27 protein-coding genes are annotated in these 26,903 nt (G+C 58.1%); 10 read left to right on the forward strand and 17 right to left on the reverse strand.

Features of this window, described 5'->3' with window-relative positions:
• Positions 1-28 precede the first annotated feature (28 nt).
• The 3 genes from pyk to MP439_05725 all read right to left on the reverse strand — a co-directional run bounded on the left by pyk (position 29) and on the right by MP439_05725 (position 3,216).
• A complete protein-coding gene (gene pyk / locus MP439_05715) occupies positions 29-1,504 on the reverse strand; it encodes a pyruvate kinase (GenBank protein MCI2975557.1) in 1,476 nt (491 codons plus the stop codon).
• Positions 1,505-1,700: 196 nt separating this feature from the next.
• Positions 1,701-2,210: a hypothetical protein gene (locus tag MP439_05720; protein MCI2975558.1), complete on the reverse strand. Its 510-nt coding sequence runs from the start codon at positions 2,208-2,210 to the stop codon at positions 1,701-1,703.
• Positions 2,211-2,289: 79 nt separating this feature from the next.
• On the reverse strand, positions 2,290-3,216 hold the full coding sequence (locus MP439_05725; GenBank protein ID MCI2975559.1) for a DMT family transporter: 927 nt from the start codon (positions 3,214-3,216) through the stop codon (positions 2,290-2,292).
• A gap of 47 nt (positions 3,217-3,263) precedes the next feature.
• Between MP439_05725 and MP439_05730 the strand changes: the two genes are divergently transcribed.
• Positions 3,264-3,767: a phosphate-starvation-inducible PsiE family protein gene (locus MP439_05730; GenBank protein ID MCI2975560.1), complete on the forward strand. Its 504-nt coding sequence runs from the start codon at positions 3,264-3,266 to the stop codon at positions 3,765-3,767.
• Here the strand turns inward: MP439_05730 and gcvPB are convergent.
• The 4 genes from gcvPB to MP439_05750 all read right to left on the reverse strand — a co-directional run bounded on the left by gcvPB (position 3,745) and on the right by MP439_05750 (position 8,341).
• Positions 3,745-5,259: an aminomethyl-transferring glycine dehydrogenase subunit GcvPB gene (gene gcvPB / locus MP439_05735; protein ID MCI2975561.1), complete on the reverse strand. Its 1,515-nt coding sequence runs from the start codon at positions 5,257-5,259 to the stop codon at positions 3,745-3,747. The two genes, MP439_05730 and gcvPB, sit on opposite strands and share 23 nt — an antisense overlap.
• Complete coding sequence (gcvPA, locus tag MP439_05740) at positions 5,256-6,584, reverse strand: aminomethyl-transferring glycine dehydrogenase subunit GcvPA (protein ID MCI2975562.1); 1,329 nt, start codon at positions 6,582-6,584, stop codon at positions 5,256-5,258. The genes gcvPB and gcvPA overlap by 4 nt, the downstream gene beginning before the upstream one ends.
• 249 nt (positions 6,585-6,833) lie before the next feature.
• A complete protein-coding gene (gene gcvT / locus MP439_05745) occupies positions 6,834-7,871 on the reverse strand; it encodes a glycine cleavage system aminomethyltransferase GcvT (protein ID MCI2975563.1) in 1,038 nt (345 codons plus the stop codon).
• Positions 7,872-7,903: 32 nt separating this feature from the next.
• On the reverse strand, positions 7,904-8,341 hold the full coding sequence (locus tag MP439_05750) for a hypothetical protein (GenBank protein ID MCI2975564.1): 438 nt from the start codon (positions 8,339-8,341) through the stop codon (positions 7,904-7,906).
• An 89-nt stretch (positions 8,342-8,430) separates the two neighbouring features.
• Here MP439_05750 and MP439_05755 point away from each other — a divergent pair, with 89 nt between their 5' ends.
• The 5 genes from MP439_05755 (at position 8,431) to MP439_05775 (ending at position 13,356) form a co-directional block, all read left to right on the forward strand.
• A complete protein-coding gene (locus tag MP439_05755) occupies positions 8,431-9,018 on the forward strand; it encodes a CDP-alcohol phosphatidyltransferase family protein (GenBank protein ID MCI2975565.1) in 588 nt (195 codons plus the stop codon).
• 30 nt (positions 9,019-9,048) lie between these two features.
• Positions 9,049-11,565, forward strand: a complete 2,517-nt coding sequence (locus MP439_05760) for an NTP transferase domain-containing protein (protein MCI2975566.1) — start codon at positions 9,049-9,051, stop codon at positions 11,563-11,565.
• Positions 11,566-11,674: 109 nt separating this feature from the next.
• A complete protein-coding gene (gcvH, locus tag MP439_05765) occupies positions 11,675-12,055 on the forward strand; it encodes a glycine cleavage system protein GcvH (protein ID MCI2975567.1) in 381 nt (126 codons plus the stop codon).
• Positions 12,056-12,163: 108 nt separating this feature from the next.
• Positions 12,164-12,535, forward strand: a complete 372-nt coding sequence (locus MP439_05770) for an FHA domain-containing protein (protein MCI2975568.1) — start codon at positions 12,164-12,166, stop codon at positions 12,533-12,535.
• Between the two features lie 23 nt (positions 12,536-12,558).
• Positions 12,559-13,356: a MerR family transcriptional regulator gene (locus MP439_05775; GenBank protein MCI2975569.1), complete on the forward strand. Its 798-nt coding sequence runs from the start codon at positions 12,559-12,561 to the stop codon at positions 13,354-13,356.
• Here MP439_05775 and MP439_05780 read toward each other — a convergent pair.
• The 3 genes from MP439_05780 to MP439_05790 form a co-directional block, all read right to left on the reverse strand.
• A complete protein-coding gene (locus MP439_05780) occupies positions 13,326-13,640 on the reverse strand; it encodes a DUF308 domain-containing protein (GenBank protein MCI2975570.1) in 315 nt (104 codons plus the stop codon). The two genes, MP439_05775 and MP439_05780, sit on opposite strands and share 31 nt — an antisense overlap.
• Before the next feature lie 312 nt (positions 13,641-13,952).
• On the reverse strand, positions 13,953-14,459 hold the full coding sequence (locus MP439_05785; GenBank protein ID MCI2975571.1) for a bifunctional nuclease family protein: 507 nt from the start codon (positions 14,457-14,459) through the stop codon (positions 13,953-13,955).
• A gap of 96 nt (positions 14,460-14,555) precedes the next feature.
• Complete coding sequence (locus MP439_05790) at positions 14,556-15,338, reverse strand: cytochrome c biogenesis protein CcdA (GenBank protein ID MCI2975572.1); 783 nt, start codon at positions 15,336-15,338, stop codon at positions 14,556-14,558.
• 182 nt (positions 15,339-15,520) lie between these two features.
• Here MP439_05790 and MP439_05795 point away from each other — a divergent pair, with 182 nt between their 5' ends.
• On the forward strand, positions 15,521-16,570 hold the full coding sequence (locus MP439_05795) for a cytochrome c oxidase assembly protein (GenBank protein ID MCI2975573.1): 1,050 nt from the start codon (positions 15,521-15,523) through the stop codon (positions 16,568-16,570).
• Here MP439_05795 and MP439_05800 read toward each other — a convergent pair.
• From MP439_05800 to MP439_05825, 6 genes are read right to left on the reverse strand one after another with little or no spacing between them, the layout of a single operon-like run.
• Entirely contained in the window at positions 16,567-17,508 is a 942-nt protein-coding gene (locus tag MP439_05800; GenBank protein MCI2975574.1) for a tyrosine recombinase, read from the reverse strand. The two genes, MP439_05795 and MP439_05800, sit on opposite strands and share 4 nt — an antisense overlap.
• Positions 17,492-18,085 (reverse strand): NUDIX hydrolase, encoded by a 594-nt coding sequence (locus MP439_05805; protein ID MCI2975575.1) that lies wholly within the window; start codon positions 18,083-18,085, stop codon positions 17,492-17,494. The genes MP439_05800 and MP439_05805 overlap by 17 nt, the downstream gene beginning before the upstream one ends.
• Positions 18,086-19,693: a CTP synthase gene (locus tag MP439_05810; protein ID MCI2975576.1), complete on the reverse strand. Its 1,608-nt coding sequence runs from the start codon at positions 19,691-19,693 to the stop codon at positions 18,086-18,088.
• 30 nt (positions 19,694-19,723) lie between these two features.
• A complete protein-coding gene (locus MP439_05815; GenBank protein ID MCI2975577.1) occupies positions 19,724-21,295 on the reverse strand; it encodes an AAA family ATPase in 1,572 nt (523 codons plus the stop codon).
• Positions 21,288-22,130: an NAD(+)/NADH kinase gene (locus MP439_05820; protein MCI2975578.1), complete on the reverse strand. Its 843-nt coding sequence runs from the start codon at positions 22,128-22,130 to the stop codon at positions 21,288-21,290. The genes MP439_05815 and MP439_05820 overlap by 8 nt, the downstream gene beginning before the upstream one ends.
• Before the next feature lie 12 nt (positions 22,131-22,142).
• Complete coding sequence (locus MP439_05825; protein MCI2975579.1) at positions 22,143-23,093, reverse strand: TlyA family RNA methyltransferase; 951 nt, start codon at positions 23,091-23,093, stop codon at positions 22,143-22,145.
• A 43-nt stretch (positions 23,094-23,136) separates the two neighbouring features.
• On the opposite strand from MP439_05825, the gene MP439_05830 reads away from it, so the two are divergent.
• Positions 23,137-23,919, forward strand: coding sequence for an enoyl-CoA hydratase-related protein (locus tag MP439_05830; protein MCI2975580.1), 783 nt, complete (start codon positions 23,137-23,139; stop codon positions 23,917-23,919).
• A 447-nt stretch (positions 23,920-24,366) separates the two neighbouring features.
• Positions 24,367-25,032: a phosphatase PAP2 family protein gene (locus MP439_05835; protein MCI2975581.1), complete on the forward strand. Its 666-nt coding sequence runs from the start codon at positions 24,367-24,369 to the stop codon at positions 25,030-25,032.
• A 39-nt stretch (positions 25,033-25,071) separates the two neighbouring features.
• On the opposite strand, the gene MP439_05840 is transcribed toward MP439_05835, so the two are convergent.
• Positions 25,072-26,262, reverse strand: a complete 1,191-nt coding sequence (locus MP439_05840; protein ID MCI2975582.1) for an MFS transporter — start codon at positions 26,260-26,262, stop codon at positions 25,072-25,074.
• Between the two features lie 255 nt (positions 26,263-26,517).
• Here MP439_05840 and MP439_05845 point away from each other — a divergent pair.
• Positions 26,518-26,903, forward strand: a 386-nt coding sequence (locus tag MP439_05845) for an ABC transporter substrate-binding protein (protein ID MCI2975583.1), incomplete at its 3' end; no start/stop codon positions are given.

Raw genomic sequence — 26,903 nt, forward strand, 5'->3', positions numbered from 1 at the left:
AGCTCGACGCTAGCTATGAGGGCAGTGATCAGTCACTGGCAAAGCGTTCGTTGATGGTGAGGAAACCTTCGCCGACGATCTGAATCTTGATGAGATTGGTGGTTCCTCGCACACCGAAAGGAATACCAGCAACCAAGGCACAGACATCCCCATTTTCACAGAGGTCGAGATCGATCGCTGCCTCGATCGCCTCCTGGATCATCACCTCGGTACTTGGTGACCGAGGGATCGTGATCGGGATGACCCCATAGCTCAGCGTCAACGAACGCGCCGCAAAGGCATCGGGGGTGGCACCCACGATAGGTACCGTTGGACGATAGCGCGAGATCGTTCGTGCGGAATGTCCAGATTCGGTCACCGCGACCACGACCTTGAGTGAGAGATTACGGCTCAGATCAGCGGCCGCGAACCCGATGGCATCCGCCGTGGAGTGGATTGTTCTGGCTGGGTGTGTCAACAACGTCAGGCTCTGATCGGCAACGATCGCCTCGGTTGCTCGAGCGATCCGATCCATCTGACCGACGGCCTCGCTCGGATAGGAGCCGACCGCGGTCTCAGCAGAGAGCATGATCGCGTCGGTTCCATCGAGGATCGCGTTGGCGACGTCGGAGGCTTCAGCCCGCGTTGGGGTCGGTGCACTGATCATCGATTCGAGCATCTGGGTGGCGGTGATCACCATTTTCCCTCTGGCGTTCGCAAGATGGATGATCCTCTTCTGCTCAATCGGGACCTCTTCCACGGGGATCTCAACGCCCAAGTCACCACGGGCCACCATGACTGCGTCGGCAGCATCGATGATCTCAGCGATGCGGCCTAAGGCATCGCGACGCTCGATCTTTGCTACGAGCCTGGGCGTGTTTGGGCCCTCAAGATTGTTGCGTATGAAATCCCGAGCCAACATCAAATCCTCGGCTACGCCAACGAACGAGAGGGCGATGAAGTCAACCTCCTGTTCGAGCAGGAAGAGGGTGTCCTGGTAATCCTTGTCGGTCATGGCAGGAATGCTCAGGTGTGAGTCGGGTAGGTTGACTCCCTTGCGAACGGAGAGCGATCCTCCTTGGGTCACCAGCACGCTGACCCCATGTTCGTCGCTGGCTTGGACAAGACCGCGCACGGCACCGTCGGCGAAGGCGATGCCATCTCCGGGCTCAACCTCTCCGAGGACACCAAGTGAGGTAATTGCGATCGCATCCGGTTGATCGGCTGGGTCACCCTCGGTAACGAGAAACTGGTCGCCAGGCTTGACCAAATGCAGCCGCGACGGGAGATCGGTAATCCTCAGTTTTGGCCCACAGAGATCGCCAAGGATCCCGATGGTCGACCCGGTTCGCAGCGCTGCGGCACGGACATGTTCGATGGTCGCTCGATGTTCCTCGAAGGTGCCGTGTGACATGTTGATGCGCGCGACATTCATGCCCGCTTCGATCAGGGTGACCAACTGCTCCACCCCCTGCGAGGCGGGCCCAATACTACAGACGATCTTGGTACGTCGCGGTCCATTCATAGAGACTCCAGTCCAGTTTCTCTATCACCCTAACGGGACCGACAAGCCGACAAGTTGACCCGTGGCGCCCCATTTACGCCTAACTAGCAACAAGGTCCTTTCGCCACGGTGTCAAGCGAATTTGAGGGTTGGGCCAGCGCCTTCGGGTGCATCCCTTAACGGGCTTCACCCACCATGAGGCCCGTGTCACGCTCGGTCAGTTCGACTCCTGGAGCAACCGTGCAAGACGGAGGAGAAAGCCCCGGATACTCGAGTCAGCGAGGCGATGAAAGACCGCCTGGTCCATCAGCTGACCGGGTCGACCCAATGGGGCACGGTAGGTTCCCTCCAGCCATAGTTGACTCGCCCCTTGTTCGAGCCCTGAGACACCCAGCGTCCCCTCAAAGGTCGGCAACAGCCTTGACCGTGAAACTGGCGCCCAGGTGATCGGGAAGATGACGCTATCGCGAGACCTTGACGGTGCAGCCAGCGTCACGACTACTGAGGCACCAAAGATCTTTGCCGCCCTCAGTCCCATCTTCGCCTGCACCGGGCTCTGGCTCAATCTTGTCCCAGTGATGAGCTCACCAAGCCAACTGGAGGGATGCTGGGTGATTTGCAGGGCCGCTGCCTCCCAGTCCATATCCAGGTCGACAAAATCACGGACAAAACGAACCGGCTGGCTCTCGCCACCCAAGGCTGCGTCATTGTCTGCGTACTCAACCACGGCACTTCATCTCCCTCTCAATCGTAGGCAAAACAGACGATCAGGACCCACAATGCCGATCGCGTGTGACTTTAGTCCCCTAAAAAGACGACTCTTGGGGTCCCTGTGTTCCAGGCTGAGCTCCTGGTTGCTCATCACCGCGTGAACCCACCGAGATGAGAAGCATAGCCCCGACGATGATGGCACCGCCAATCCATCCGGAGAGCTGCTGATGTTGATGGAGGGCTACCAGGGCAACCAGCGCTGCGAAGACCGGCTCCATCGAGTAGATGATCGATATCTCGATGGAATCGAGCCAACGCAGCGACCAGGTCTGGGCGAGAAAACCGACCGCCGAAGCCCCAATCCCGTTGATGATAACCGTCAACCAGGCCTCACCGGAGGCGTGAGCGGGCCACAACCCTCCTTGACCCGGCACCAGCGTCACCAGCCCGGCGAGCACAGCGACCGTCACCATCTGGATCAAGGTAAACCGTGCTACCTGGACGTGATTGATAACAAACTCCACCACCACGAGCTGTATGGCGAAAAACATCGCGCACGCGAGCATCAGCGCTACACCCAACAGATGTCCTGCCCCCGTGGGGGCTGCGAGCAGGTAGAGCCCCGCAAGCGCTAGAATCGCCGCCCAAATCTGGAGCTTGGATGGCCGACGATGGAAAAGAAGGAGCAAAATTGGTACCAAAATCACCGAGAGTCCGGTGAGAAAGCCCGACAGCGACGCCGAGATGAACCGTTGACCCTCTGTCTGGGTCAGATAGCCGCCAAAAAGCAACGCTCCAGTTGCAACACCAGCTCCAACCTCCCTTTGGTCCAGATCACGCCAGAACGACCGATGACGTCCGAAGATCACCAATAAGAACACCGATGCCAGCGCGAAGCGAAGGAAGGTCAATGTAGGAGCGGTAATCGAGTGAAGCGCAACCTCGTTAAGCGAGAACGTGGCTCCCCAAAGAGCGGTGATTGCGAGCAGGCTTGTCCGAGCTCGTCGGTGCCGGGAATTCACCGGATATGAACGCTCATCGCGATGCGGCCAGATATGCTACCCTGCACATGAGTAACTCCCCCCTCAATTCTTCACGAATAGCTGACTATGTCTCGAGTGTCGAGACGCTGTTCTACCTTATCGTAGCGCTGTTCCTGGCGGTGATGGCTGCGGCGGTGCTTTACCAAGCGGTCCATGGACTTATCGGCATTGACCTCAATGGCAATGTCACGCGAGCCCTGGTTGGTACCTTGAATGAGATCCTGTTCGTGATCATCTTGTTGGAGCTGATGAGCACCGTCTACAACCACCTCAAGCACGGAGGCTTTCAGCTTCGCCCCTTCCTTATCATCGGCATCGTCTCATCGGTTCGAAGGATCTTGGTACTTGGCGCCCAGCTCTCAACGCTACACGAGACGAGTTCAAGCGCCCCGCAGTTTCATGCGTCGATCATAGAGTTGTTGGTTGAGACGCTGGTGGTGTTCGCGTTGACCGTCGCCCTCTACCTCCATGCCCTTAGCCGCCGGAAAAGCAAGCAGCGTTCGGCGACTAGTGACGTCCATCCTCAGTAAGTATCGGATTCCTAGCGGCTCGAGCCTCATCGAGTCGGCGGACCGGCGTGTTTTGTGGCTGCGCCAAGACGACCCGGGGATCCTGCTTTGCCTGCTCTACGATCTCTTCAAAGGCACGAGCAAGCGCCTCCAAGGTCTGTGGTGACTCAGTCTCTGTGGGTTCGATCATGAGCGCCTCGTGTACGACCAATGGGAAATACACCGTCGGAGCGTGAAAGCCAGCATCGAGCAGGGCCTTCGCGACATCGAGTGCACGGACTCCAGTTCGGGTCTTGAGCTTCTCGGCCGAAACGACAAACTCGTGCATGCACGGTTGCTCGTAGGCGACGTCGAAGGTGCTGGCGATACGGGCCTTGAGCCAGTTGGCATTGAGAACCGCAAGTTCGCTCATCCGCTTGAGACCGTCGCGGCCGAGATAGCGCATGAACGCGAGTGCTCGCGCAAGGACCACTGCGTTGCCATAATAGGCGTGGACTCGACCGATGGATCTGGGAGGGGTCACCCACAAATAGGTGGCGCCACCATCGAGCGATCGAGGAATCGGTCCTGGAAGGAAGTCCACAAGACGCTCGACGACCGCCACCGGTCCGGCACCAGGTCCGCCACCGCCGTGAGGGGTCGCAAATGTCTTGTGGAGGTTTGAATGGACGATATCGAACCCCATGTCACCAGGTCGGGCCACACCGACGATCGCATTGAGGTTCGCTCCGTCATAATAGGCGAGCCCATCAACGGCATGAATCACCGCCAAGATCTCCTGGATCTCTTGCTCGAAGAGCCCAAGGGTGTTGGGGTTGGTTAACATGATGCCTGCGGTGTCATCGTCCACCAAGGCACGAAGCTTGGCAAGATCGACAAGCCCATTGGGTCCACTTGGTACCGTGACGGCCTCGAACCCAGCAAGGGAAACCGACGCAGGATTCGTGCCATGGGCAGAGTCAGGGATCACGATCTTCGAGGGGTTGCGACCGTTAGCGGCGTGATAAGCCCGCATAATCAACAAGCCAGTCAACTCGCCACTGGCCCCTGCTGGGGGCTGGAGCGTGGCTTGGGCCATGCCGGTCATTTCGCAGACGTAATGCTCGAGTTCGTTCAAGAGTCGAAGCCAACCCTGGATCGCCTCTGGCGGCGTCAAGGGATGGACGTTTGCAAGACCGTCGATCGACGCGATCTGATCGGCAAACTTGGGATTGTACTTCATGGTGCACGAACCAAGCGGATAGGCACCAAGGTCAACCGAGTAGTTACGGCTAGCGAGGCGGGTGAAGTGACCAACGAGATCACGCTCAGATACCTCGGGCAGGCCAACGGGCTCCTCACGGAGCCACTCGCCGATGCTCGTAAGATCCATCTCGGGCACCTCAGTGTCTCGGAGCGAATACGCCCGCCGATCGGCGACCGAGAGTTCAAAGATGGTTGGCTCTTCGGCGTCGCCGACTAACGGAGCCGAGGAGGCCTTGCCACCGGCTGCGCTGTGTGTTAGAAAGCTCATTGCAGTTCCTTTCCCAGGGTGTCGACAAAGCGGTCAATCTCGGCTTTGGTGCGGGCCTCGGTGACGGCCATGACGATCCGATCATCGGTCTCTGGCGGGACAACGCCAGCCAAAAAGCCATGCGCCAACATGCGGTGGACGAGCTCGGTGGCGCTCATTGGAACGGGCACCGTAAATTCGCGGACAAATCGAGTCGTGCTCGGGACGAGCCCGATCTCACCCAGTCGCGCCGCCAGATAGTGGGCACCGTCATAGTTGCGCCGTGCAAGCTTGGCAAAGCCAGCCTTACCGAGCCAAGACAGATGGATCGCAGCTTGGATCGCCATCAGGGTTTGGTTTGTGCAGACGTTTGAGGTAGCCTTCTCACGACGAATATCTTGCTCACGGGTACGAAGGGTCGTCACAAAGGCTCGTCGATCATCAAGGTCGCGGGTCTCGCCAACAAGTCGGCCAGGCATTAGTCGGACGTAGTCTTGCTTAGCGGCGAACAGACCGAGTAGCGGGCCACCAAACGAGAGCGGTATGCCAAGCGATTGCCCTTCGGCCACGACGATATCAGCGCCCAGAGTTCCGGGCGACACAAGCAGCCCTAAAGCGATCGGGTCGGCGACAACGATCAATAGGGCCCCAAGTGAGGTTGCCAGTGCCCGAAATTCATGAAGATCCTCGATCGCGCCGAAATAGTTTGGATACCCGACGATCACCGCCGCCACCGGTCCGCCGGGCCTAGCCTCAGGGACGATGGTCGTATCGTCGGCACCAAGTTCAAGGGTGGCTACGTCGATCTTGGTGCCCGCACCGAAAGTGGCGAGCGCCGCTCGATAGTTTGGGTGGACTCCCTTTGACACGATGACACGGTGCTGCTTGGTATAGCCCACCGCCATATTGACCGCCTCGACCAGGCTCGCCGCCCCATCGTAGAGTGAGGCATTGGCGATGGGGAGACCAAAGAGTCGGGCGATCATGGTCTGGAACTCAAACAACGCTTGTAAGACGCCTTGGGCGACCTCCGGCTGATAGGGCGTATACGCCGTGACGAAGGCTGCTTGGGTGCCGAGATGTCGCGCTGCTGCAGAAAGATCATGGTCGTAGACACCTCCCCCAGCAAAGCTGATTAGGGAGCTGCGAACCGCGCTGTTAGAGGCCCCGTAATGGACAAACTCCTCGATGACGTCGATCTCGGAGCGATCTTCGGGTAGATTCAGCGGTTCACTGCGCCGCAGTGCGATCGGAATTGACGCATACAGCTCATCCAAGGATGTCAGCTCAAGATCGGCCAGCATCTGACGGATCTCCTCATCGGTGTGTGGGGCAAAAGACGGCAAACCATCCTCCTTCTTCAGTGTCTCGTCAGTTACGTTCAGGCGAGTACGAAATCGGCTTTAGAACTCGACTGTGGCTCCGTTTGGATCTCAATCTTGTCACTTAGCCTCTCTCTCATCCTGCGCTGTATGGTCTCGCGCTCATTGGTCTCGCGCTCATTGGTCTTGGGTAGCCGCACTGGCATCCCATGGTTTACAGGAGTCATGCTGGACGCAAAGGAACCTCTACAAAAGCACAACATTGCAACGTATCTAAGTGAGTGCGGCAAATGGGTAGGCGCAGCGGGTAATCGGCACGCGAAGCTCTCCTCGATGAAGAACTAGTGCATCCGGGGCCCCAGCATCAAGGAATCCGAGGCCGATTCCTTCTTTGCGCAGCGGAGAATAACCGCCACTCGACACCCAGCCAACCTCATCGCCATCAGCATAGATTCGCTCACCGGTTCGCAATGGAGCTCGGGTGCTGGTGGTGAGACCGTTCAAGAGTGGGGATACCCCGGCTTCGCGCTGGGCCAACAGCGCCGACTTGCCTGGAAAGTCGCCCTTATCAAACTTCACAACCCAATCGAGTCGCGCATTGAATGGCGTTAGGTTCTGGCCAAGTTCATGTCCATGGAGCGGAAGGCCGGCCTCAAGTCGAAGGGTGTCACGTGACCCAAGTCCACATGGTTGGACGCCAGCGCGAATCAGATCAAGGAAACACGCCTCAGCTCGTTCGTTGGGTATCGATAGTTCTACCCCATCGCTGCCCGTGTAACCCGTACCAGAAATTACGATTGGGGCGTCTCGATAACGGCCCGTCACGATCCGGTTCTTGGACGGCAACTCGTTCACCTCAAGGACGGATCGGACGTACGTCCGAGCCTGGGGCCCTTGAACCGCAAGGATCGTTCGCTGATCTGTGACATCAACCCCACCGACACTGGCAAGGACGTTGGTTGTGTTGGCAGCGTTTGGCATGACATCGAAGCCATCGCTCGTCAGCCACCAAACGATGATATCGTCAAGGACCGATCCTGTGTCGTCCAACAGATGGGTGTATTGGGCTCGGCCTGGTCCGATGCGACTGAGGTCGTTAGTGAACACCGACTGCAGTCGGTCAAAGGCATCAGGCCCCTGTACCCTGACCGTGCCTAGATGGCTCACATCAAAGACGCCAGCATCGTTACGGACCGCGAGGTGCTCGGCGATCGTCCCAGCAGGATACGCCAAAGGCATTTCATAGCCGCCAAATTGCGTCATTTTCGCACCGAGCCCCAGGTGGGTCCCATGCAGAGCAGTGGTCTTCATCACTTCTGACATGCTAACGGCCCTCGGTAGCCTTACCCAACATTCTTGCTGGGCACCATCGAAAGCTCGACCTGTTCAGTGGTGTAAGTCCGGCAGAGCCGCAGCCGGTGGTCCATGTGGTTGAGTTCAACTCGAACACACGCTTGCTGAGCGCACCAGTTCTCCAAGCATTCAAGTACCTCTTGGGTAGTCCCAAAGGCCACAAATGTCCCCTGCGCCTTCGTCACGTCCTGAGCGGTGTGAAGGTAAGGCTGATACCCGATCAACAACGACTCATCAGCACGCATGACGTTCGTGATCATCACCTCGGGCTCATAGGCCATGGTGGTAGCGATGTGGGTCGCATTGTATTGTGCTGCACGCTTGGCCCGAATGGAGTTCATGAAGCGAGCGTGGCGTTTCCAGCCCACTAGAAAGGCTACGATGCCCATCAAGACGATGGTCGATGGGAAAACGACGAGCGAAAGCATGGATCCCTGGGGCACGGCACCTATTCTACCCCACCCTAGGAAGGCTAGGGAGAATTCTGAAAATACCTGCAAGGTCTATGCTAGAAGCCGTGAGCTCACGTCCTGTAGCATCCGTCATCGTCGCGGCGGTCCCCTCCGTTATCACGGCCATTCGGCTCGTGCTCCTCATCCCTGTCTGGATTCTCTTGCTACACGGTCGACACGACGTAGCCGCGGCCATCCTTCTCGCCGTCATGGGCATCACTGATTTCCTCGATGGTTTTGTGGCGCGACGAACGGGTGCCGTCACGACCTTCGGAAAGGTCTTTGACCCCTTCTCAGACCGAGTGGTGCTCATCGTGATCGCCGTGGCGGCGTTGGTCGATCATCTCGTTCCGACGTGGCTTCTGATTATCGTATTGGTGCGAGAGCTTCTTGTAGCGATCACCGTCCTCGGCGACCTGGTCGTTCATCGTCATCGCAATGATGTCGTCTGGATCGGCAAGGCGGGTACCTTTGGCTTGCTGCTAGGCTTTCCATTGGTAGTTCTTGGCGATGGATTGAGTCAGGTGCTGATCAAGGATTTCGCGATCGTTGTTATGGTGGTCGCGGTTGCGTTCTTGTACGTCGCTCTCGCTCTCTATGCCCTAAACTTTGTGAGAACAGCTCACCGGAAGGAACTGCCAGAGTTGGACTGACGTGGATTCGTTGTCCAAAGGGAGGCTTTCATGCAGGCAGTCATTATCGCAGGAGGGGAAGGCACCAGGCTACGGCCCCTGACGAGCACCACGCCAAAGCCGATGTTGCCGATCGCAAACAAGCCGATGATTGGACATGTGGTGGAGCTGCTCGCTGCGCACAACGTCACCGATATCATCGTTACCGTCGCCTACTTAGGCAACGCGATCCGCAACTACCTCGGTGATGGCTCTGAGTTCGGGGTCTCGGTCCGCTATCTGCAAGAGGAGACACCGCTCGGCACTGCAGGAGCCGTTGCCCATGCACGGCATCTGCTACGAGGAACTTTTCTCGTCCTGAGTGGCGATGTACTCACCGACGTCAACCTTACCGATGCCGTCCAGTTTCATCAACGCCGCAACGCGGCCGCGACGATGGTTCTCACATCCGTCGACGCCCCGACTGAGTTCGGCATCGTCGCTACCGGCGAGGGAGGGCGCGTCGAACAGCTGATCGAAAAGCCCAGCTGGGGAGAGGTCTTTACTGATACGGTTAACACTGGCATCTATGTGCTGGAGCCGGAGGTACTTGACGCTATCCCAACCGACCGTGCAGTCGATTTCTCCAGTGAGGTCTTCCCACGGCTACTCGACGAGGGTGAGGCGCTCTACGGGTATGTCTCTGAGGGTTACTGGGCAGATGTAGGAACCTTTGGAGGCTTCTTCCAAACAGGCAGAGATATCCTTGATGGCCGCACCCATACCCAGCTCCAGGGTTTTAGCTTCCAGGGTGGTGTCATGATCGGCAAAGACTGCAACGTCGATCCAACCGCCAAGATCGAGGGACCTGCTTTGATTGGGGACTATGTCTACCTCGGTCCCGGGGTCGAGATTCGTCCATACACCGTCATTGGTGACAACGCTCGTATCGAGACAGGCTCGGTGCTCTCAGGCGCAGTGCTCTTCGACCATGTCTTCGTGGGAGAGGCCACTCGGATACGCGCGGCAATCCTTGGTCGAGGTGCTGAAGTCCGATCGCGCTCTGTGGTCAACGATGGGGTGATCGTCGCCGATGGCGTCTATGTCGGGCGTGAAGCGGTGCTCGCCCCGGACATCAAGATCTATCCGGCCAAGAAGATCGAAGCCCTCTCGACGGTCACCAACTCCATCGTGTGGGAGGCTGGATCGCCGAGAACGGTCTTCGGTCCCCTTGGCATCGCAGGCCTCGCCAACATCGATATCACGCCGGAGTTGGCCTGTCGTATTGCCATGGCTTATGGCTCGATGCTTCCACCGCACTCAGTCGTCATGGCAGCGCGAGACACCTCGCGCTCGGCCCGAGCGATCAAACGGGCGATGATGGTGGGGTTCAACTCCGTCGGCATGGGGGTTGAAGACCTGGAGGTCTCCACCCTTCCGGTGTTGCGCCACCTGGTGGCCCACTCCGATAGCCTGGCAGGTGTTCGTGTCGCCCTCGATCCCGGTGAGCCGCAGGGACTCCTCATCCATCTCGTCGATGAAAACGGATGCGACCTCACCTCGAGTGCCAGGCGCAAGGTTGAACGTGCCCTTGAGCGGGAGGACTTCCGGAGAGTATCAGGCTCAGAGGTTGGAGATCTGCGCGCGTATCCGCGTTCGTTCGAAAGCTGGAAGGCAGAGATCAACGCTCGCCTACCGATGCAGCGGATACGCAGGCTTGGTGCAAAGATCGTGATCGACTTCTCGTTCGGTAGCGGCAATCTTTCTCTTCCACAGCTGCTGAGCTCGCTTGGGATGGATGTGCTGGCGGTCAACTCTTACCCGTCAACCATTCGCTCTATCACCCACGACTCCGCCAACCAACTCCAGACCCTTTCACGGCTGGTGGTTGCCTCATCGGCGCAGCTCGGTCTCCTGGTGGATCCTGGGGCGGAGCGAATCACCGTCGTCGACGACGAGGGCACTGTCATTAGCCATGCTGAACTTGCTGCCTTGCTCACCAAGCTTGTAATTCAAAGCGATGGCATCGAAGAGGTCATCGCCCCCGTCAACATGCCGAACACCCTCGAAACCCTGGCAAATGACGCGGGCGTTGAGTTTACCTGGGCAGGACTCGACCTCAATGACATCAGCACCAAGGTCCGATCGAGCGAGCGGCCAGCCCTTGGGGTTGGCGGTCAAGGCATCTTCCTCTTTTCGAACCTCACATCGGTACCCGACTCCGCTGTGAGCCTTGGTTACCTACTCTCCGGGCTTGAACATGTCCGACAACCGCTCTCGCGTCTGCGCCGGTCGGTTACCGTACCAAAGGTTCATGTGGATGAGATTGCGGTCAGTTACGCGCAGATGGGCTACACCATGCGTGCGCTGCGTACGTGGGCTGAGGCCGACCCTCACGCCGAACTCATCGCCATCGACGGCATTCGGGTGTCTGACAAGGACCGCTTCTGGCTTATCGCCCCCGATCAGCTTGAGCCCTTGCTCAAGGTATGGGTCTGTGACAACGATGATGTTGCAGCAAGCGCGATGATTGCGACGCTCCACGAACGAGTCCGTGTCATTCGCGATGCTGCACCGTATCCAAGCTGAGCCCAAGCAGCTCAACACGGTTGGTAAAACCTAACATTGTCCGGATACAACGCGGTTTTTTCTCCAGTGAGTGAGCACAGTCGGCGCTGACCCGTTAGCCTTGGCAACTATGAACTTTCCAGAGCATCTTCTCTATACAGCGGAGCATGAGTGGGTAGCCATCGTTGATGGCACGGCGACGATGGGAATCACCGACTACGCACAAGACGCCCTCGGCGATGTCGTGTTCGTCGGGTTGCCCGAGGTCGGACGTCAGGTGTCGATCGGCGACTCGATCGCAGAGGTTGAGTCGACAAAGTCGGTCTCTGACATCTTCGCTCCTGTAACTGGCGTTGTTGGCGAAGTCAACGGTCGACTAAGCGAGAATCCCGAGCTGTTGAACACGGATCCCTACGGCGAGGGTTGGATCTGTCGAATCAGCGTCGAGGGTGAGAACACCGACCAGCTCCTTGACATTGCGGCGTATCGCAAGCTCCTTAACAGCGAGTAGTCCATGTCCGTGTGCCCCCGATGCAATGAGGTCAACCCCCCGAGCGCCCACTTCTGCTCGGCGTGCGGTTCGAGCCTGTTTGAACGCCCCGACGAGACTACGGGCTCGATGGAGGTGCTCGATGCCACGCTCCTCGGGATCCGTAGTAAAGAGTCAGAAGGGATCGAGCCTGAAGGAGGCTACGGCTACCTGATGATTCAGATGGGTCAAGAGGCCGGCTCCTGGTTTCAGCTAGACCGATCAACGATGAGCATTGGGCGGCACCCTGACAGTGATATCTTCTTGAATGATGTGACGGTATCACGGCGCCACGCCGAGGTCACCCTCAAAGGTGACGACTACTACATCAAGGATGCGGGATCGCTCAACGGGACGTACGTCGATCGAGAGCGAGTTGAGGAGGAGAAATTGTGCCCGGGCAACGAGATACAGATCGGCAAATTTCGCATGCTGTTCCTTCGCCAGGAGCTGGACCGCTGACAGCCCACCCTCGTTGGGAGGTATTGCGGGGCGACTCGGAACGGGAATTTTCAATCAAAGAGGTCTTAGGGCTCCTGCAGGAAGAGTTTCCAGAAGTTACCATCTCCAAGATTCGTTTTCTTGAGAGCCAGGGCCTTATTGCACCTGAACGCAATGCTGCGGGTTATCGAAGGTTCTTTCAACCCGACATTGAGCGCCTCTGCGAAGTACTGAGGCTGCAAAAATCCACCTACATGCCCTTGCGAAAGATCAAGGAGCACCTCGACGCAGACACACGCGTCGATCTGTTCTCACAAGAGATTGATGAACCAGAGGTGGCAAGCGAACCACACCAGGACATCTCGAGCGACGCTGATGCTCCAAGTCAACGAGCATCAGTGCCAAGCTCACCTGCCTCCACCACCCGACCGGAGCTCTTCCCGCTTGGTGAACTCGCGCGTCTGACCGGCGCCACAACGACCAGTATTGATGAGATGATCCGTAACGGCCTCATCGCCGGGGTGATGGTTGCCGGAGAACGACACTTTACGCCAACCGAGATCGAGATTGTTCGGGCTGTTCACTCCTTCTCCAAATTTGGGCTTGAACCGCGCCACCTGAGACACTATCGAACCTCAACTGAGCGAGAGGCGGGCCTGATCGAACAGCTGCTTGCCCCATTGGTGCGTCAACGAAGTCCTGAAAGTCGGCACAGAGCGGCCGAGGAGCTTGAGGAACTCGTTGAGCTTGGAGCGGGGCTCAGGGGACTCTTACTCGATAACGCCATTGCTCAACTCAAGAAGTTAACCGACTACTCATCTGAGCGACCGCCTTCGTCGTGACCTTGATTGCTTGATTGCTCTTGGCGCGGATACTCGCTGCGCGTGTGCTGCTCCGTATGCGATGCGTTGTCATTTGATTGGGAATCAGGCACCGCTTCACCATAGGATTCGTAAAGTTCGTCTTCGGTCTGCAGTGGCGGCCGAGATAGCGCAATGCCAAACACGATCATGAAGAAGACCCCTCCGATGATCGCTGCTAATCCGAGTGTCTTCGAGACGAAGAATGCCCCGATAATGCAGATGGCGAGAATTCCAGCGACGATCAGTAGTATCGGTTTGCGCATGCGACGTACTCCTCTCGTCAATCGAGCGTAGAACGCTCGACACAAAGGCCGTTGAAGCTGCCAATTTGCAAATTGTAGTAGCGAGCACTATCCAAACCTTGTTCGCCGCCTGCCCTCATCACATGGTAGCTCTGGAATATCGTGGGATGACAAGACCGGAAGACCTCTGGAGCATGGGAGGCGGTGCTAGCGGTTGCAACCAAACTGAGAGCTTATGAGGTCTCTTGATCGTAGATACGCTGCAACGGGCGTCAACCATACGTCACGAGTGGGTTGTTAGACGACCTTACCCCGAAAAGCTAGCCCGAAAAGTCACTCCGAAAAGTCCTCCGGCTTGATGGATTTGAGGAAATCGCGAAACTCTCCTACGATCTCTTCTTGTTGGACGACCCCTCCTTCGGAATCGGCCTGCGTGTCATCAAAGACGGTTCCCTCGGCGTTCATCACTGCCTCATCGATATAAATGATTGCGTTACTGCGAATCGCGAGTGCGACAGAGTCCGAAGGCCGGGCGCTGATGCGGTGTTCGATGCCGTTGGCCATTAGTGAGATCTCGGCGTAATAGGTTCCATTACGCACTTCGGTAATCGCTACTTGCGTGATCTGGGCATCTAACTCTTCGAGGAAGAGGCAGGCGAGATCATGAGTCAGGGGCCGCGGGGGGTCAACATGAGCAATCGCCAGATCGATGGCATTGGCCTCTGGAACACCGATGAAGATCGGGACGACCCGAAATGGCGCTGACAACTCTTGCAACAAGAGCACCGGTGAATTCGAGCGAAGATCCACCTTAACGCCTGCAACCTCGACCTCTACCATCGCTCCCATTCTAGCGCTACCTCATCGTCGCAACGAAGGATCTCGTCAACTCGCCAGGCACCAATCCAGGAGAAATCATCAGGACTGGATCCATCGTCAACCCAGGCGATTAAGGACTGAGAGCCCAACTGCGGATGCCAAATCCTCAAGATGGGTCGTTATCCATGAGAACTGATTGAGCGCCATCACGACGCCAAAGGTCAACAGAATCATTGCAGACCCTACGGTCACGACACGGTTGTGCCGCTTCAAGAACTGGATGGCCCCCATGGCTCGAGTAAAGATGAGGCCTGTGGCCAAGAAAGGAATCGCAAGCCCGACGGAATAGGCCAACAACAAAAACATGCCTTTGAGCAGCAAGGATTGTGTTGCAGCAATCGCCAACACCGAGCCGAGAATCGGTCCAATACAGGGTGTCCACCCAAAGGCAAAGGCCATCCCTGCCACCGGCGCAGCGAACTTACCAAAGCGTTGCAGTTGCGGATGGAAGCGACGCTCCATGGCGAGTTGGGGTGCCGCGGTGAACTGGGTGAGGAGAAGAAACAGGGCCATGATAATGAGCACAACGCCACCGATGCGTTCAATTGCCACGTGATCACGCGCTAACTGCTGCCCAAGTGCCGACGCGGTAAGGCCAAGCGCCGTGAAGACGACCGTAAAGCCAGCCGCAAACAACAAGGTCGAGGTGGTGACCCTTCGGAGCTGGAGAAGGCTCCCCTGGGCGAGCTCAGTAGCGTCGAGGCCCGAAACCACCGAAAGGTAGGCTGGAACCAAGGGAAGAACGCATGGGGAGAGAAATGAGATCACTCCTCCACCGAAGGCGATCACGTAGCTCCCAGCAATTCCCACAACGCCAGTATAGGAGTCAATCGCGTGCAACCTTGAACCACCGCTAGCAATCTCTCATCATGGCGCTTTGGCACCGCGTTTGCGAGCCTGAGTGAGAGTCGGGAATCCGGTCTATCGCCCGATTCTCTGAGTTTGCCGGCAGTGGGCAGACTCACGTGTTGTCGTAGCTCGTGCCTTGACCTATCATGGTGATAACGAACGGAGGTGTGGTGGTGACGTTTCACTATCTTGGGCTGCTCACGGCATGGTCACTGAGTCCGTTTTCAGTCGCTGTACTCTTTGCGTTGGTGGCGCTGTGTGCCTGGTACCTCGATGGTGTGCTCAAAGTGCGTGCCAAGGGACGTACCTGGTCAAACGCTCGCGTCGCGGCCTTCCTCGGTGGTGCCTTGGCGATTGAATACGCCCTTGGCGGTCCGGTGTCGGTATATGTCATGCACTACTTCACCGCCCACATCGCCCAGCATCTGCTGTTGATGATCGTCGCGCCAGGGCTCCTCTCGCTGTCGGCACCCGTGACCCTTGCCTTACAAACCAGCAGGCCCCGGGCCCGGAAGCTCATCGACGGCTTCCTACATTCAAAGTTTCTCCAGGCAATCACCTTCCCCCTCGTTGTCTTCATACTTTATTACGGCGTAATGTGGTGGTTCTTCACCTCAACTGCTATCGGGTACGCGATGGCACACATGTGGCTCATGGACATCTTGAACCTCCTGTTCTTCGCCGGTGGAGTGCTCTTCTGGTGGCCATTGATCGGCAAGGACACAATCTTGCACTGGAAGCTCGGCTATGGAGGTAGGGTCCTTTCGCTCGCCATCGGGATACCCTTTGAGACCTTCTTGGGAATCACGATCAGCTCCAACAAGGTATCACTGGCTCCTGCGATTTACTCGCTTGGCGACTGGCATGCTGGAGGTCAGGTGCTTTGGGGGGCTGGCGAAGCGATGACGACCATTGGGCTCGCCATCGTCATCGGCAGCTGGATCGCCTCCGAAGATCGCGCACACCGGCGCATGAACGCAAGCCGCGATGCCTTTCCACTGTCAACGCGTGGTGAAGGAATGCCAAAGGAGTATTACTGGGCCCAACAGATTATCGCCCGCACTCCCGTTGACTCTCCTGTGCATCAGGAGGCGCTGGTGGTCTTGGCCCAGATCGCTCGCGAGCAGCACCAGGATGCTCTCTCGGGTACGAACGGAGCCGCGCAACCGGGGACCGAAGTCGACAATGTTACCGCCACCACCCAGGTTGGGCCGCTCGATTAGTCAGTTCGCGCATCTCCAGTGGCGCGGGGGTGCGCCGCGTTATAGACCTTGACGAGATGGGCGGTGGAGACTTTGGTGTAAATCTCAGTCGTGGCGATCGAAGCGTGCCCAAGCAGCTCTTGAACTACTCGCAGGTCAGCTCCAGCCTCTACGAGATGCGTTGCACACGAATGACGGAGGGTATGTGGTGAAAAACGCCGGCCGAGCCCAACGACTTCAGCCCGTTGCTTTAATGCGAACCAGGCACCTTGGCGTGTCAACCTGGTCCCCTTGGCATTCACAAAGACGGCTCGCTCGAGCGGATGATGGCGAGTGAGGTAATGGCGTGGCTCGCCCATGTAACGTTCGATGGACTCGGCTGCCACCGGCGGAATCGGCACCAGCCGCTCCTTGGCGCCTTTCCCGGTGACCGTCAGCCAGAACGAGACCGTGCGAAGGTCCTCAAGGTCCAGACTCACCAGCTCGGAAATTCGCATGCCGGAGGCGTACAGAAGCTCGAGCATCGCGCGATCGCGCGCGCCAATCGCATTCGTCGGCTGGGTGGACTCAAGTAGGAGTACCGTCTCTGCTACCGATAACGCCTTAGGAAGTGTTGGCACGACAGCGTGGAGTCGAATGCCCTCGGTGGGGTCCTGATCGAGGTGCTCGGCGCTGACGAGATAGCCATAGAACCCCCGAATCGCTGAGCCAGACCGCGCGGCACTCCGAGGAGAGGTCGCTCGACGATACGACTGAAGATAGGCATCGATATCTGAGCGATTTGCGGAGGTCAGCTCCCGACCGGTTCGGCGCAGGTATCTCTCGAGCGCCAGCAAGTCACGACGATACGCGGCAATGGTCAACTCGCTGTGCTCATGAACGGCGGCGAGAAACACAAGATACTCATCGACCAGCGGGGAGCTAAGGTCCTCGGGGGTTGGCTCAACCGACTCGCTCACGGACCTCCGGAGCGTCAGGGTAGCTGGTGGCATCGGCTGGGTGTTGAGCCAAGTACGTCTTTGCCATTAGGAGCCCAACGATCGACTTGGCGTCGGTGAGGGATGCAAGGGTTGAAAACTCGCCTAAACCCCCGATATCGAAGGTACGTACCTGCATGTCAGCCTCCTCCAGGGACTGGGGAGCACTCTCGACTACCGAAAGGCCGAGGGCCAGCACCACATGGGTCTCCTCATCGGTAAACCCAGGTGAATTCAAAAACGATCCAAGTGGGACCAGTCGCGTAGCCTTGAGCCCGCACTCCTCTTGGAGTTCACGATCCGCCGTCACCAGGATGTCTTCTCCAACAACGTCACGCTTACCTGCCGGCAACTCCAGAAGGTGAGCCTCAATCGATGATCGGAACTGCTTGACCATCACCACTTCGGTTAGGCCGATAATCGGGACGATCACCACGGCCCCAGGATGGGTCACGACGGTCCGTTGATAGACAACGCCATCGGCCTCAAATGACCGCTCAAGCATGGTCAAGAAGCCGTTGGTCATGAGTGCGCGCTCTCCGACCTTCTTGAACCCCACTCAGTGCTCCTTTGCAAATGCTAGCGCAGCGCCGATCAACCCAGCGAACAGGGGGTGCGGACGGTTGGGTCGTGATTGAAACTCTGGATGCGCCTGGGTTCCAACCCAGAACGGATGGCCGGGAAGTTCGATATACTCCACCAGCCTTCCATCGGGTGAGAAGCCAGAGAGCGCGAGTCCAGTTGTACGGAGGCGGCCATGAAAACGCTGGTTGACCTCAAATCGATGGCGATGGCGCTCGTAGACAACCTCTGAGCCGTACAGGGCATGCACAAGCGATCCAGCCTCCAACCGTGCCGGATAGGTACCAAGTCTCATGGTCCCACCGAGGTCGGTCAGCTCACGCTGATCATCCATCAGGTCGATCACTGGAAAACTGGTCTCAGGATCAAACTCGGTGGAATGAGCATCTGGCATATCCCCGAGATGTCGAGCAACCTCCACAACCATGACCTGGAGGCCAAGACATATCCCAAGACAAGGAATGGCGCGCTCCCTGGCGACCATCGCGGCGCTGATCTTTCCTTCGATCCCTCGGGGTCCGAAGCCACCGGGGATCACGACTCCATCGATGCCGTCAAAGAACGAATCCGCCATCATGGGAGTAACCTCCTCCGCGGAGATCCATTCGATGGCTACCTTGGCATCGTGATGCAAACCACCATGGCGCAGCGCCTCCACCACCGAGAGATAGGCATCGGCATGATCGACATATTTCCCGATAATTCCGATGCGGACATCACGAAGTGGCGATGAAGCCCGGCGCGCCAAGTCAGCCCACTCCCCAAGCTCCGGTTGTGCTAGGCCATCGAGATGCAGCAACTCGACAAGATAGTCGTCGAGCCCTTGATCATGGAGTAGCAGGGGAACAGCGAGAAGATTGTCAATATCGATGGCGGTGACCACCCCTCGCTCCGGAACATCGCAGAACATGGAGATTTTCTGGCGTACCGATGTTGACATTGGCCGGTCCGAACGACAGACAATGATGTCGGGCTGGATGCCTCGCGAGCGCAACTCAGCAACGGAGTGCTGGGTTGGCTTGGTCTTCTCCTCTTGTGCGGGACCGATATGGGGGACAAGGGTGAGATGGACAAAGCAGGCTTGATCCCGTCCTATCTCGTTACGAAGCTGGCGGATGGCCTCGAGGAACGGTAGAATCTCAATGTCTCCAACCGTTCCTCCGATCTCCGTTATCACCACGTCGACATCGTCGGTAGCGAGTGCATGAATCCGAGCCTTGATCTCGTCGGTGATGTGGGGGATGACTTGCACGGTCTTGCCGAGATAGTCACCGTGGCGTTCCCGCTCGATCACGGTTTTGTAAATCGCACCGGTCGTGACAGAAGAACCGCGCCGGAGTTGAATATCGACGAAGCGCTCATAGTGACCGAGATCGAGATCTGTTTCCGCGCCGTCCGCCGTCACGAAGACTTCACCGTGTTCAAAGGGATTCATGGTTCCAGGATCGACGTTGATGTATGGATCTAGCTTTTGCATGGTGACCCGCAGTCCACGGGCCTTGAGCAGTCGCCCAATCGAGGATGCCGTGATGCCCTTCCCCAACGAACTCGCAACGCCGCCAGTGACAAAAATGTGCTTAGTCAACCCCGCTCCCTTTTCGAACCAGTATACGTCTCAATCACGAGCAAAACGCGCGATCAGATCCTTGGCGTGCTCTTGGGCGGTCGGCGATGACGGGTGTCCAGAAAGCATCCGAGCGATCTCGAAGACCCTCGCATCGCCCTCGACGACCTGGAACTGGGTAGTGACCTGGTCAGCCGTCGTCGATTTTGACACCACGATGTGTTGGCTCGCGGCCGCCGCAATTTGGGCCAGGTGTGTCACGACGAGGACCTGATGCTCGTTGGCCATCGCCTTGAGAACCTCTGCGATCCGCAAGCCAGTTGCGCCACCGATCCCAGCGTCGATCTCGTCAAAGATCAGTGTCGGCGTTGTAGCACCGGCTACCCGGGCTATCGCGAGCATCAAACGCGAAAGCTCACCGCCTGAGGCCACCTTGGACAGCGGCATGGGTGCAATACCGGGGTTCGCCGAGAAGAGGAAGGTCGGTAGGGTCTCATCAACATCGCCAAACTCGATCAAGAACTCGGCATTTGTCAACGCCACCTCGGCCAGCAGCTCACGTACCTTGGCGGTCAGTTCGGCTGCGACACGATGACGAGCGTCGCGTAGCTGTTGACGCGCAACCTCAATCTTAGGCTCTAGCTCCGCGAGCTGGGCGACAATGTCACCCTCAGACAAAAGTGATTGCTCGAGCTGAGAGCGTTCGTCACGCAGGGCCTGTTGGGTAGCCAACACCTCGTGCAGCGTTCCTCCGAATCGGCGCTTCATCGAGACGAGAATGCCCAGACGTGCCTCGAGCTCAGCTAGCGCCTCGGGATCTTCAGCCTCAGACTCCAGAAGGTTGCGGCTCTCATGCGCAAGATCTTCGATTTCTTCGATGAGTCCTTCGAGGCGCGCACTCAACTGGGGCATGAGGACGCGAGCCTCTGCATCGATGTGAGCGAGTTGCTCTTGGAGGCCAGCATCACCAACAAGCAGCGCGTGCAACGCGCTCAGAAGTTCCTGGCGATCACGGGTTGAGGCAAGTCGGCTAATCGCGTCCTCGACCCTACGATCCTCATCAGGGTCCTCGAGTTGCGCCCCATCGAGCAGCTCGAGCTCGTAGTTAATGAACTCGATCCGGCGCAGGCGCTCCTGTCCTCTGGTGCGAATCTCTTGAAGTTGGTCATTGAGTTGGCCAGCGCGACTGCGTAGATGCTTGAGCTCGCTGTCATCGCAACCCCCAAAACCATCGAGAATACGCAGCTGAGCGGCTGGTTGGGTCAGGGTAGCGGCGAGGTGTTGCCCGAAGATCTCGACGCCAGACGCGGTCGCCTCACCGAGCTCTCCCAGTGTTACTACCTCACGACCGATCCGCACTCGACTCCGACCGCTGGCCCCAATTTCACGACGCACGAGGAGCTCTCGATCCTGCTCGACAAGGACCGCAGCCACCCGGGCGACATCCCCACTCGGCCCAATGAGCTCAGGTGATCCTCTGGCCCCAAGCAAGAGACCGAGCGCCGTGGTGAGCAGCGTCTTGCCGGCACCGGTTTCACCGGTTACCACGACGAGACCAGGGGCGAACTCGAGCTCGCAATAGCCAATCACCCCCAGGTTCTCAACAACCAATGACTCAAGCATCGTCGAGCCTTCCAGGGCGACCAGGAGCGTCGCTGAGGCGAAACTTACGCTTTACGACCTCGTAGAACGGTAGATCGACCACCCGGATGAGCTGGATTGGATCGGGATGTGCCCCAATAGCAACCACTCCGGTTGGACACAAGGAGTGCACAACTTGACCATCAACCATTACCGAAGCGTTAGGACCCCGGTCAAGGCGAAAGCTGATCCTCTGGTCGACGTCGAGGACTAGCGATCGGTCAAAAAGCATGTGTGGAGACAAAGGGGTTAAGATGATCGCCCGAAGACCCGGTGCCACAATGGGACCCCTCGCGGACAGATTATAGGCGGTGGAACCGGTTGGAGTTGCGATGATGAGACCATCGGCCTCATACCGGAGAAACTGGCGCCCTCCGAAGGCAACGTCGCCCCGGATGACGTGGCCAGAGACCTCTCGTTCTACCACCACTTCGTTGAACGAGATCGCGCATCGATGGCCATCGTCGGTCTCGAATTCGGCGATCAACGCAAGGCGCTCCTCGATGCTGAACTCGCCGTCGACAATGGACGCTAAGGCAGCGATCATCTCGCCAGGTTCAACCTCGGTCAGGTAGCCGAGCTGGCCAAGGTTGATCCCGAGGGCTGGTACCTGCTGGTGATGTGCACAGGCCATGGCCCGCAGCATTGTTCCATCACCACCGATGCTGACCACGGCATCGACCGGTGGCACCTGCTCCCCCGCTCCCGCGAGTTCTAAGGTTTTACAGCCACGTGAAGCGAGATACGCAGACGCCTCGCGAAACAGCGTTGCGCTCTCGGCATGCGCGGGGTGCAGCACAAATCCCAAAGTCGTCATCAACGCAAGAGCCTAGTGCCCGCCAAGGGCTTGGGCAATGAAGGTCTGCCAGGGAGGATCCTCCGACTCGATGTTCATGAGCTGTCCACAGTGCAGATGAGCAAAGTACTCCTGGTTCCCCTTTGCACCCCGACGTTTTGATGGCAACACCGCTGTGGCGATCAGGCCGTATTGGGCTAGGCCGCCGAGCACGGTAGTGAGAACCTGTTCGTGCACGACGGTGTCGCGGATAACGCCTCGATGCTTCGATACAATGGCACGTTCGACCTCAAACTGTGGCTTGATAAGCACCAAGAGCTGGGTGTCAGGTCCAGCGAGTCGGCCGAGGGCATCTGCGATCTTCGTAACCGAGATGAACGACACATCGACGGTGATGAGGTCCGGTGGTGTGGCAAAGGGACTAATAAAACTGCGGATATCAGTCTGCTCGTAGACTCGCACCCGTTCATCGGTGCGCAGCTTGGCATCGAGTTGCGCGGTACCAACATCGACGGCCACCACGCACCGAGCTCCGGCATCAAGTAGTGCCTGTACAAAGCCTCCTGTAGAGGCCCCAACATCGAGACACTGCGCATCGGCGACGTCAAGCTGGGTTTCCTCCAAGGCTCCTTGAAGCTTGTCGTAGCCTCGAGAGCGCCATTGGCCAGCACCCGAGACCACGATGGCGTCGCTGGCAGCGACGAGATGGGCGGGCTTGAGCGCCACGGCACCGTTGACCGTGACCTGTTGATCGAGGATCAAGCGCTCAGCCTGGGCACGCGATCGGGCTAGGCCGAGACGGAGCAGCTCGCGATCTAAGCGCTGTCGACGTACCATATCGCCGTAGTTTACGCACCCCGCGGTAGCCGTGGTGTCTGAGATGGCGTTCCCGCTCGGATTGGACGAATAAGGGCCACCGCCCGCTCGCACTTTGGCCACCCTGGAAGGGGTACTCGATGCCGAGCGGTTGCCCAAAAAAAGCATGCTGGGGCCCGTTCGTCTAGGATAGAGGGGCAAAGGGGGTTACATGCAAACTGATACTCGTCATCACGTCCTACTCGAGGTTGAAGGCGACTTCACCGTCATCACCATGAACAGGCCTGCAAAGCGCAATGCGCTTTCTCTTGCGCACATGGAGGAACTCTGCGATGCCTTCAGCGAAGCGGCGACCGCAACCAGCCGAGGGATCGTATTGGCTGCCAACGGGCCGGTGTTTTCCGCCGGGCACGACTTTTCGGAGATGGCAGGACAAGATTACGCCTACATGCAACGACTGCTCGAGACCTGTACTCGTCTGATGGAGACTATTACTACGGTCCCTCAACCGGTGGTTGCGCGCGTTCACGGACTCGCAACCGCTGCGGGAGCCCAACTGGTGGCCACCTGCGACCTCGCGGTTGCCGCGACCACCGCAGGATTTGCCGCGCCTGGAGGCAAAGGTGGCTGGTTTTGTCACACACCCATGGTCGCAATTGGACATGCCATCGGCCGAAAGCGTGCGGCAGAGATGGCATTCACTGGAGACGTCATCGACGCAGCTACGGCGCTTGACTGGGGGCTCGTCAACCGTGTCGTCGAACCTGAGGATCTTGATCGAGCGACGCTCGAGTTTCTGGACCGAGCCTCACGGGGTTCGCGCTACTCAAAGGCTCTTGGCAAGCGCACGCTCTATCGACAGCTTGATTTGCCAGTTCATGACGCGTATTCGGTCGCGGTCGCAGCGATGGCGGGAGCCTCGCAGACGCGTGACGCCCAAGAGGGCATGAGTTCGTTCCTTGAAAAACGCCCCCCAAATTGGTCCGATAGCTAGTTCACTCACCAGCCGTGGGTTCCTGTAAATTCTTGGCGGGTCAGCTGCACAGATTGCCAACCTTGCGCAATCGCAACGTTGGGTTCGCCTGGGTGGGATCCGCCTGGGTGAAACTCTACTCCGTTGGCCTTTTGCCGCGTTCGATACGATCGTCGATAGCCCAGATACTGGCCGGGAGGTGCACGATCCCACCGAGAGTTCACGACGCTCGTCGGTGCGCTGGCACAAGGCATACGGGCTGCTCTCTGGCACTTCCGTCAAGGGCGTTAGAACACGTCTCTCAGCGACGACAGGCGACCCGTAGAGGTCAACCCGTCCCGCGACTGCAACGGGGCCACCCTGGATTGTCGTTGGCCGCGCCCATCGTTCGCCGTGGCGCTGACCTTGTGTGGATGACCCCGACTCCTCTCCACCGGCGATATCACATGGCGTCGGTGGCATGGGTTAGTGCCATGGACGTCGAGCGTCACCGGCGCAGTGATTATCGTTAACGTGGTGAGTCCATACCCAAGCAACTTCTTTGCAAACCCGCTCCAAGCGGTTCTCGGATTCGATCAGAAGGTCATCGATAACGTCAGTCCGCTCCATGCCCGATGGCCCTGGCTCGATCGATGTGCCACCGTGATCACCACCAACGCGCCCCAGATCTACGCTCTGGGCTTTATCGCCACCTGGTACGGGCTCAATCCTCGTGATGGACAAGGGCGCGAACACATCGTTCGCTCTGTGCTCTCAGGGGCGGTGGCTGTCGTCACCGCTCGTGCAATCGCTGGGCTCATCCCTCGCACCCGGCCCTTTGCCGCCTCGACAGCGACGATTGAGCATCTCGTCGAGCATCGTCCGTCTCACTCGTTCCCATCGACCCATTCTGCCGGTTCTACCGGCTTCGTCGCTGGCCTGGGATCATCTCCAGCGCCACTTGCGGCGGCATTCGTACCCCTCACCGTTGGTGTCGTGGTGTCGAGGATTTACTCCGGCCTCCACTGGCCGACCGACGTCATTGCTGGCTCGCTGGTAGGGTTGACCGTCGGGAGAGCGCTCCAGCGTGTGGAGGCGCCAGCGATTGGTTGGCTGACCGCTCGCATCACGCGGCTCACGCCGCTACTTGATTAGTCGTTGGCTCCCAAAGATTCAACAACGCTGGTGGCTCGATCAACCGCGTGCGGCGATCTCATCTAACAACAACGAGCGGCCGATCATGATCGCGATGGCGGCGAGTACGGCGAGCAGCGCCGCAAAGCGCCACGCGTCAACGTAGCCGAGATGATCAACGATGACGCCAAAGATCAACGGACCAAAGACCGATCCAGCGAACGCCCCCGCCTGCGTAATGCCGGTAGCGTGCCCGGTCGCTTGCGGATGAGTAAGAGCAACGGCATAATTAAAGACTCCGTTCCAGCCCCATCCAGCCGCATACGCGAGAACCGCGGCGACGACCACCAACGGGCGCTGACCAAGCGAGAGCAGTAGGTAGCCAATGGCACCCCCAGAGAGCATGACAGCGACTACGACGAAGTGGTTACCACTCCGTCGATCTGCAAAGTAGCCAGAGCCAATCCGGGTAATGAGCGATGCGAGACTGCCAAGCGATGCCAGATATCCTGCCGTCCCCAGGGCGACCCCGATGTGAGACGTAGAGCTGATAAAAAATGCACCAAGTCCATTCGCCGCTCCGGCGCCAAGCCCAATGCCAATCGCCAGGAAAACCAAGGGTTTAAGCACCACCGTCGTTTTTTGTCTCTGGGCAGCGTTGCCCCCCTGACTTCGCTTAGTTTTCGGCAACATCAGCGTGACGCTCAGGGCAACGAGCGCGGCTCCGAGATAGGCGTAGCGCCAACCGAGATCAATGGCGATGAGTGGAACAGAAACCCCAGCCAACAACGTGGATACCGGTATCGCCGCTTGTTTGACCCCAAAGGCGAATCCTTGGCGAGCGTGATGAACCCGACTGGTCAGGTAGAGATTCACCGCCGGCTGCATCGCACCGTTAGCAAGACCTGCCACCAAGAGGGCACCCAGGAGAATGAAGAACGAGTGACCCACCGCGGCGATCACCAACAGTGCCAGTGTCGCGGCGGAACCGGCTACCTTCATAATCCGGGCGGCACCGACCAAAGCGACGCGCGGCGCAATAACCAGTGATGCCGGTACGGCAAAGGCGAAGAAGCCAGCCACCAGCAGACCGAGTTCACTGGAACTTAAGCCGAGGTGTCTTCGAATGATGACGTCCAAAGCTCCCGTCAGGAAGACCGGCAGCGTCGTAATGGTGGTCGCCGCGATCGAGAGCACCAGCACCATCACGCTACCCTGATTAACCTCCCCATCACTATGATCGGACCGCAACGAGCACCTTCCTCGGAATAAAACTTAAGAATTCCTTAAGCTTAGCGTAACCATAACTATACATACCAACGTAAACATCGCGCGTAGCTGCATACTTTTGCTCTGGTCCACCACATATCTTTAAAGTTTTGTGTGAAATCTCAAAGAAGCTGTCACGTTGATGGCACATTTCATGCACGAATAGCGTAACATTACAACGATCCCTGCGCGAAGGTGTGCATGGGAACGGAATACATGGGAGGAATTGGGGAACCAATGAAGAAGACAGCAAGACGTAAGAGCGTCGCAATTATCGGGACCACAGCAGCAGCGGCGATGTTGCTGGCGGCATGTGGATCGAGTTCATCCTCGACCTCGACTTCAAGTTCGAAGCCGTCTAGTACCGCGGCGACAAAAGTCAAGGGTGGTGTTGCCTACTTCGCCGAGGGCCCTGGGGCGAACCCAAACTACATCTTTCCGTTGACTCCGAGTAGCGATTTTTCCGTTGACAACCTTTCTCAGTTCCAGATTTTGATGTACCGCCCTCTCTACTTCTTCGGTGTCGGCAACAAGGCTGAACTGAACCCCAGCCTCTCCCTAGCTAACCCACCGGTCTATTCCAACAACGACAAGACCGTCACCATCACCTTGAAGAAGTACAA

Origin of the sequence: Ferrimicrobium sp. (assembly GCA_022690815.1) — a bacterium.
In the GTDB taxonomy this organism is placed as follows: domain Bacteria; phylum Actinomycetota; class Acidimicrobiia; order Acidimicrobiales; family Acidimicrobiaceae; genus Ferrimicrobium.

Excerpts from the sequence above, each read along its gene's own strand:
- pyk (MCI2975557.1), bottom strand. The coding sequence starts at position 1,504 with ATGAATGGACCGCGACGTACCAAGATCGTCTGTAGTATTGGGCCCGCC.
- MP439_05730 (MCI2975560.1), top strand. The coding sequence starts at position 3,264 with ATGAGTAACTCCCCCCTCAATTCTTCACGAATAGCTGACTATGTCTCG.
- gcvPB (MCI2975561.1), bottom strand. The coding sequence starts at position 5,259 with ATGAGCTTTCTAACACACAGCGCAGCCGGTGGCAAGGCCTCCTCGGCT.
- gcvT (MCI2975563.1), bottom strand. The coding sequence starts at position 7,871 with ATGAAGACCACTGCTCTGCATGGGACCCACCTGGGGCTCGGTGCGAAA.
- MP439_05750 (MCI2975564.1), bottom strand. The coding sequence starts at position 8,341 with ATGCTTTCGCTCGTCGTTTTCCCATCGACCATCGTCTTGATGGGCATC.
- MP439_05760 (MCI2975566.1), top strand. The coding sequence starts at position 9,049 with ATGCAGGCAGTCATTATCGCAGGAGGGGAAGGCACCAGGCTACGGCCC.
- gcvH (MCI2975567.1), top strand. The coding sequence starts at position 11,675 with ATGAACTTTCCAGAGCATCTTCTCTATACAGCGGAGCATGAGTGGGTA.
- MP439_05770 (MCI2975568.1), top strand. The coding sequence starts at position 12,164 with ATGGAGGTGCTCGATGCCACGCTCCTCGGGATCCGTAGTAAAGAGTCA.
- MP439_05780 (MCI2975570.1), bottom strand. The coding sequence starts at position 13,640 with ATGCGCAAACCGATACTACTGATCGTCGCTGGAATTCTCGCCATCTGC.
- MP439_05785 (MCI2975571.1), bottom strand. The coding sequence starts at position 14,459 with ATGGTAGAGGTCGAGGTTGCAGGCGTTAAGGTGGATCTTCGCTCGAAT.
- MP439_05815 (MCI2975577.1), bottom strand. The coding sequence starts at position 21,295 with ATGCTTGAGTCATTGGTTGTTGAGAACCTGGGGGTGATTGGCTATTGC.
- MP439_05820 (MCI2975578.1), bottom strand. The coding sequence starts at position 22,130 with ATGACGACTTTGGGATTTGTGCTGCACCCCGCGCATGCCGAGAGCGCA.
- MP439_05825 (MCI2975579.1), bottom strand. The coding sequence starts at position 23,093 with ATGCTTTTTTTGGGCAACCGCTCGGCATCGAGTACCCCTTCCAGGGTG.
- MP439_05830 (MCI2975580.1), top strand. The coding sequence starts at position 23,137 with ATGCAAACTGATACTCGTCATCACGTCCTACTCGAGGTTGAAGGCGAC.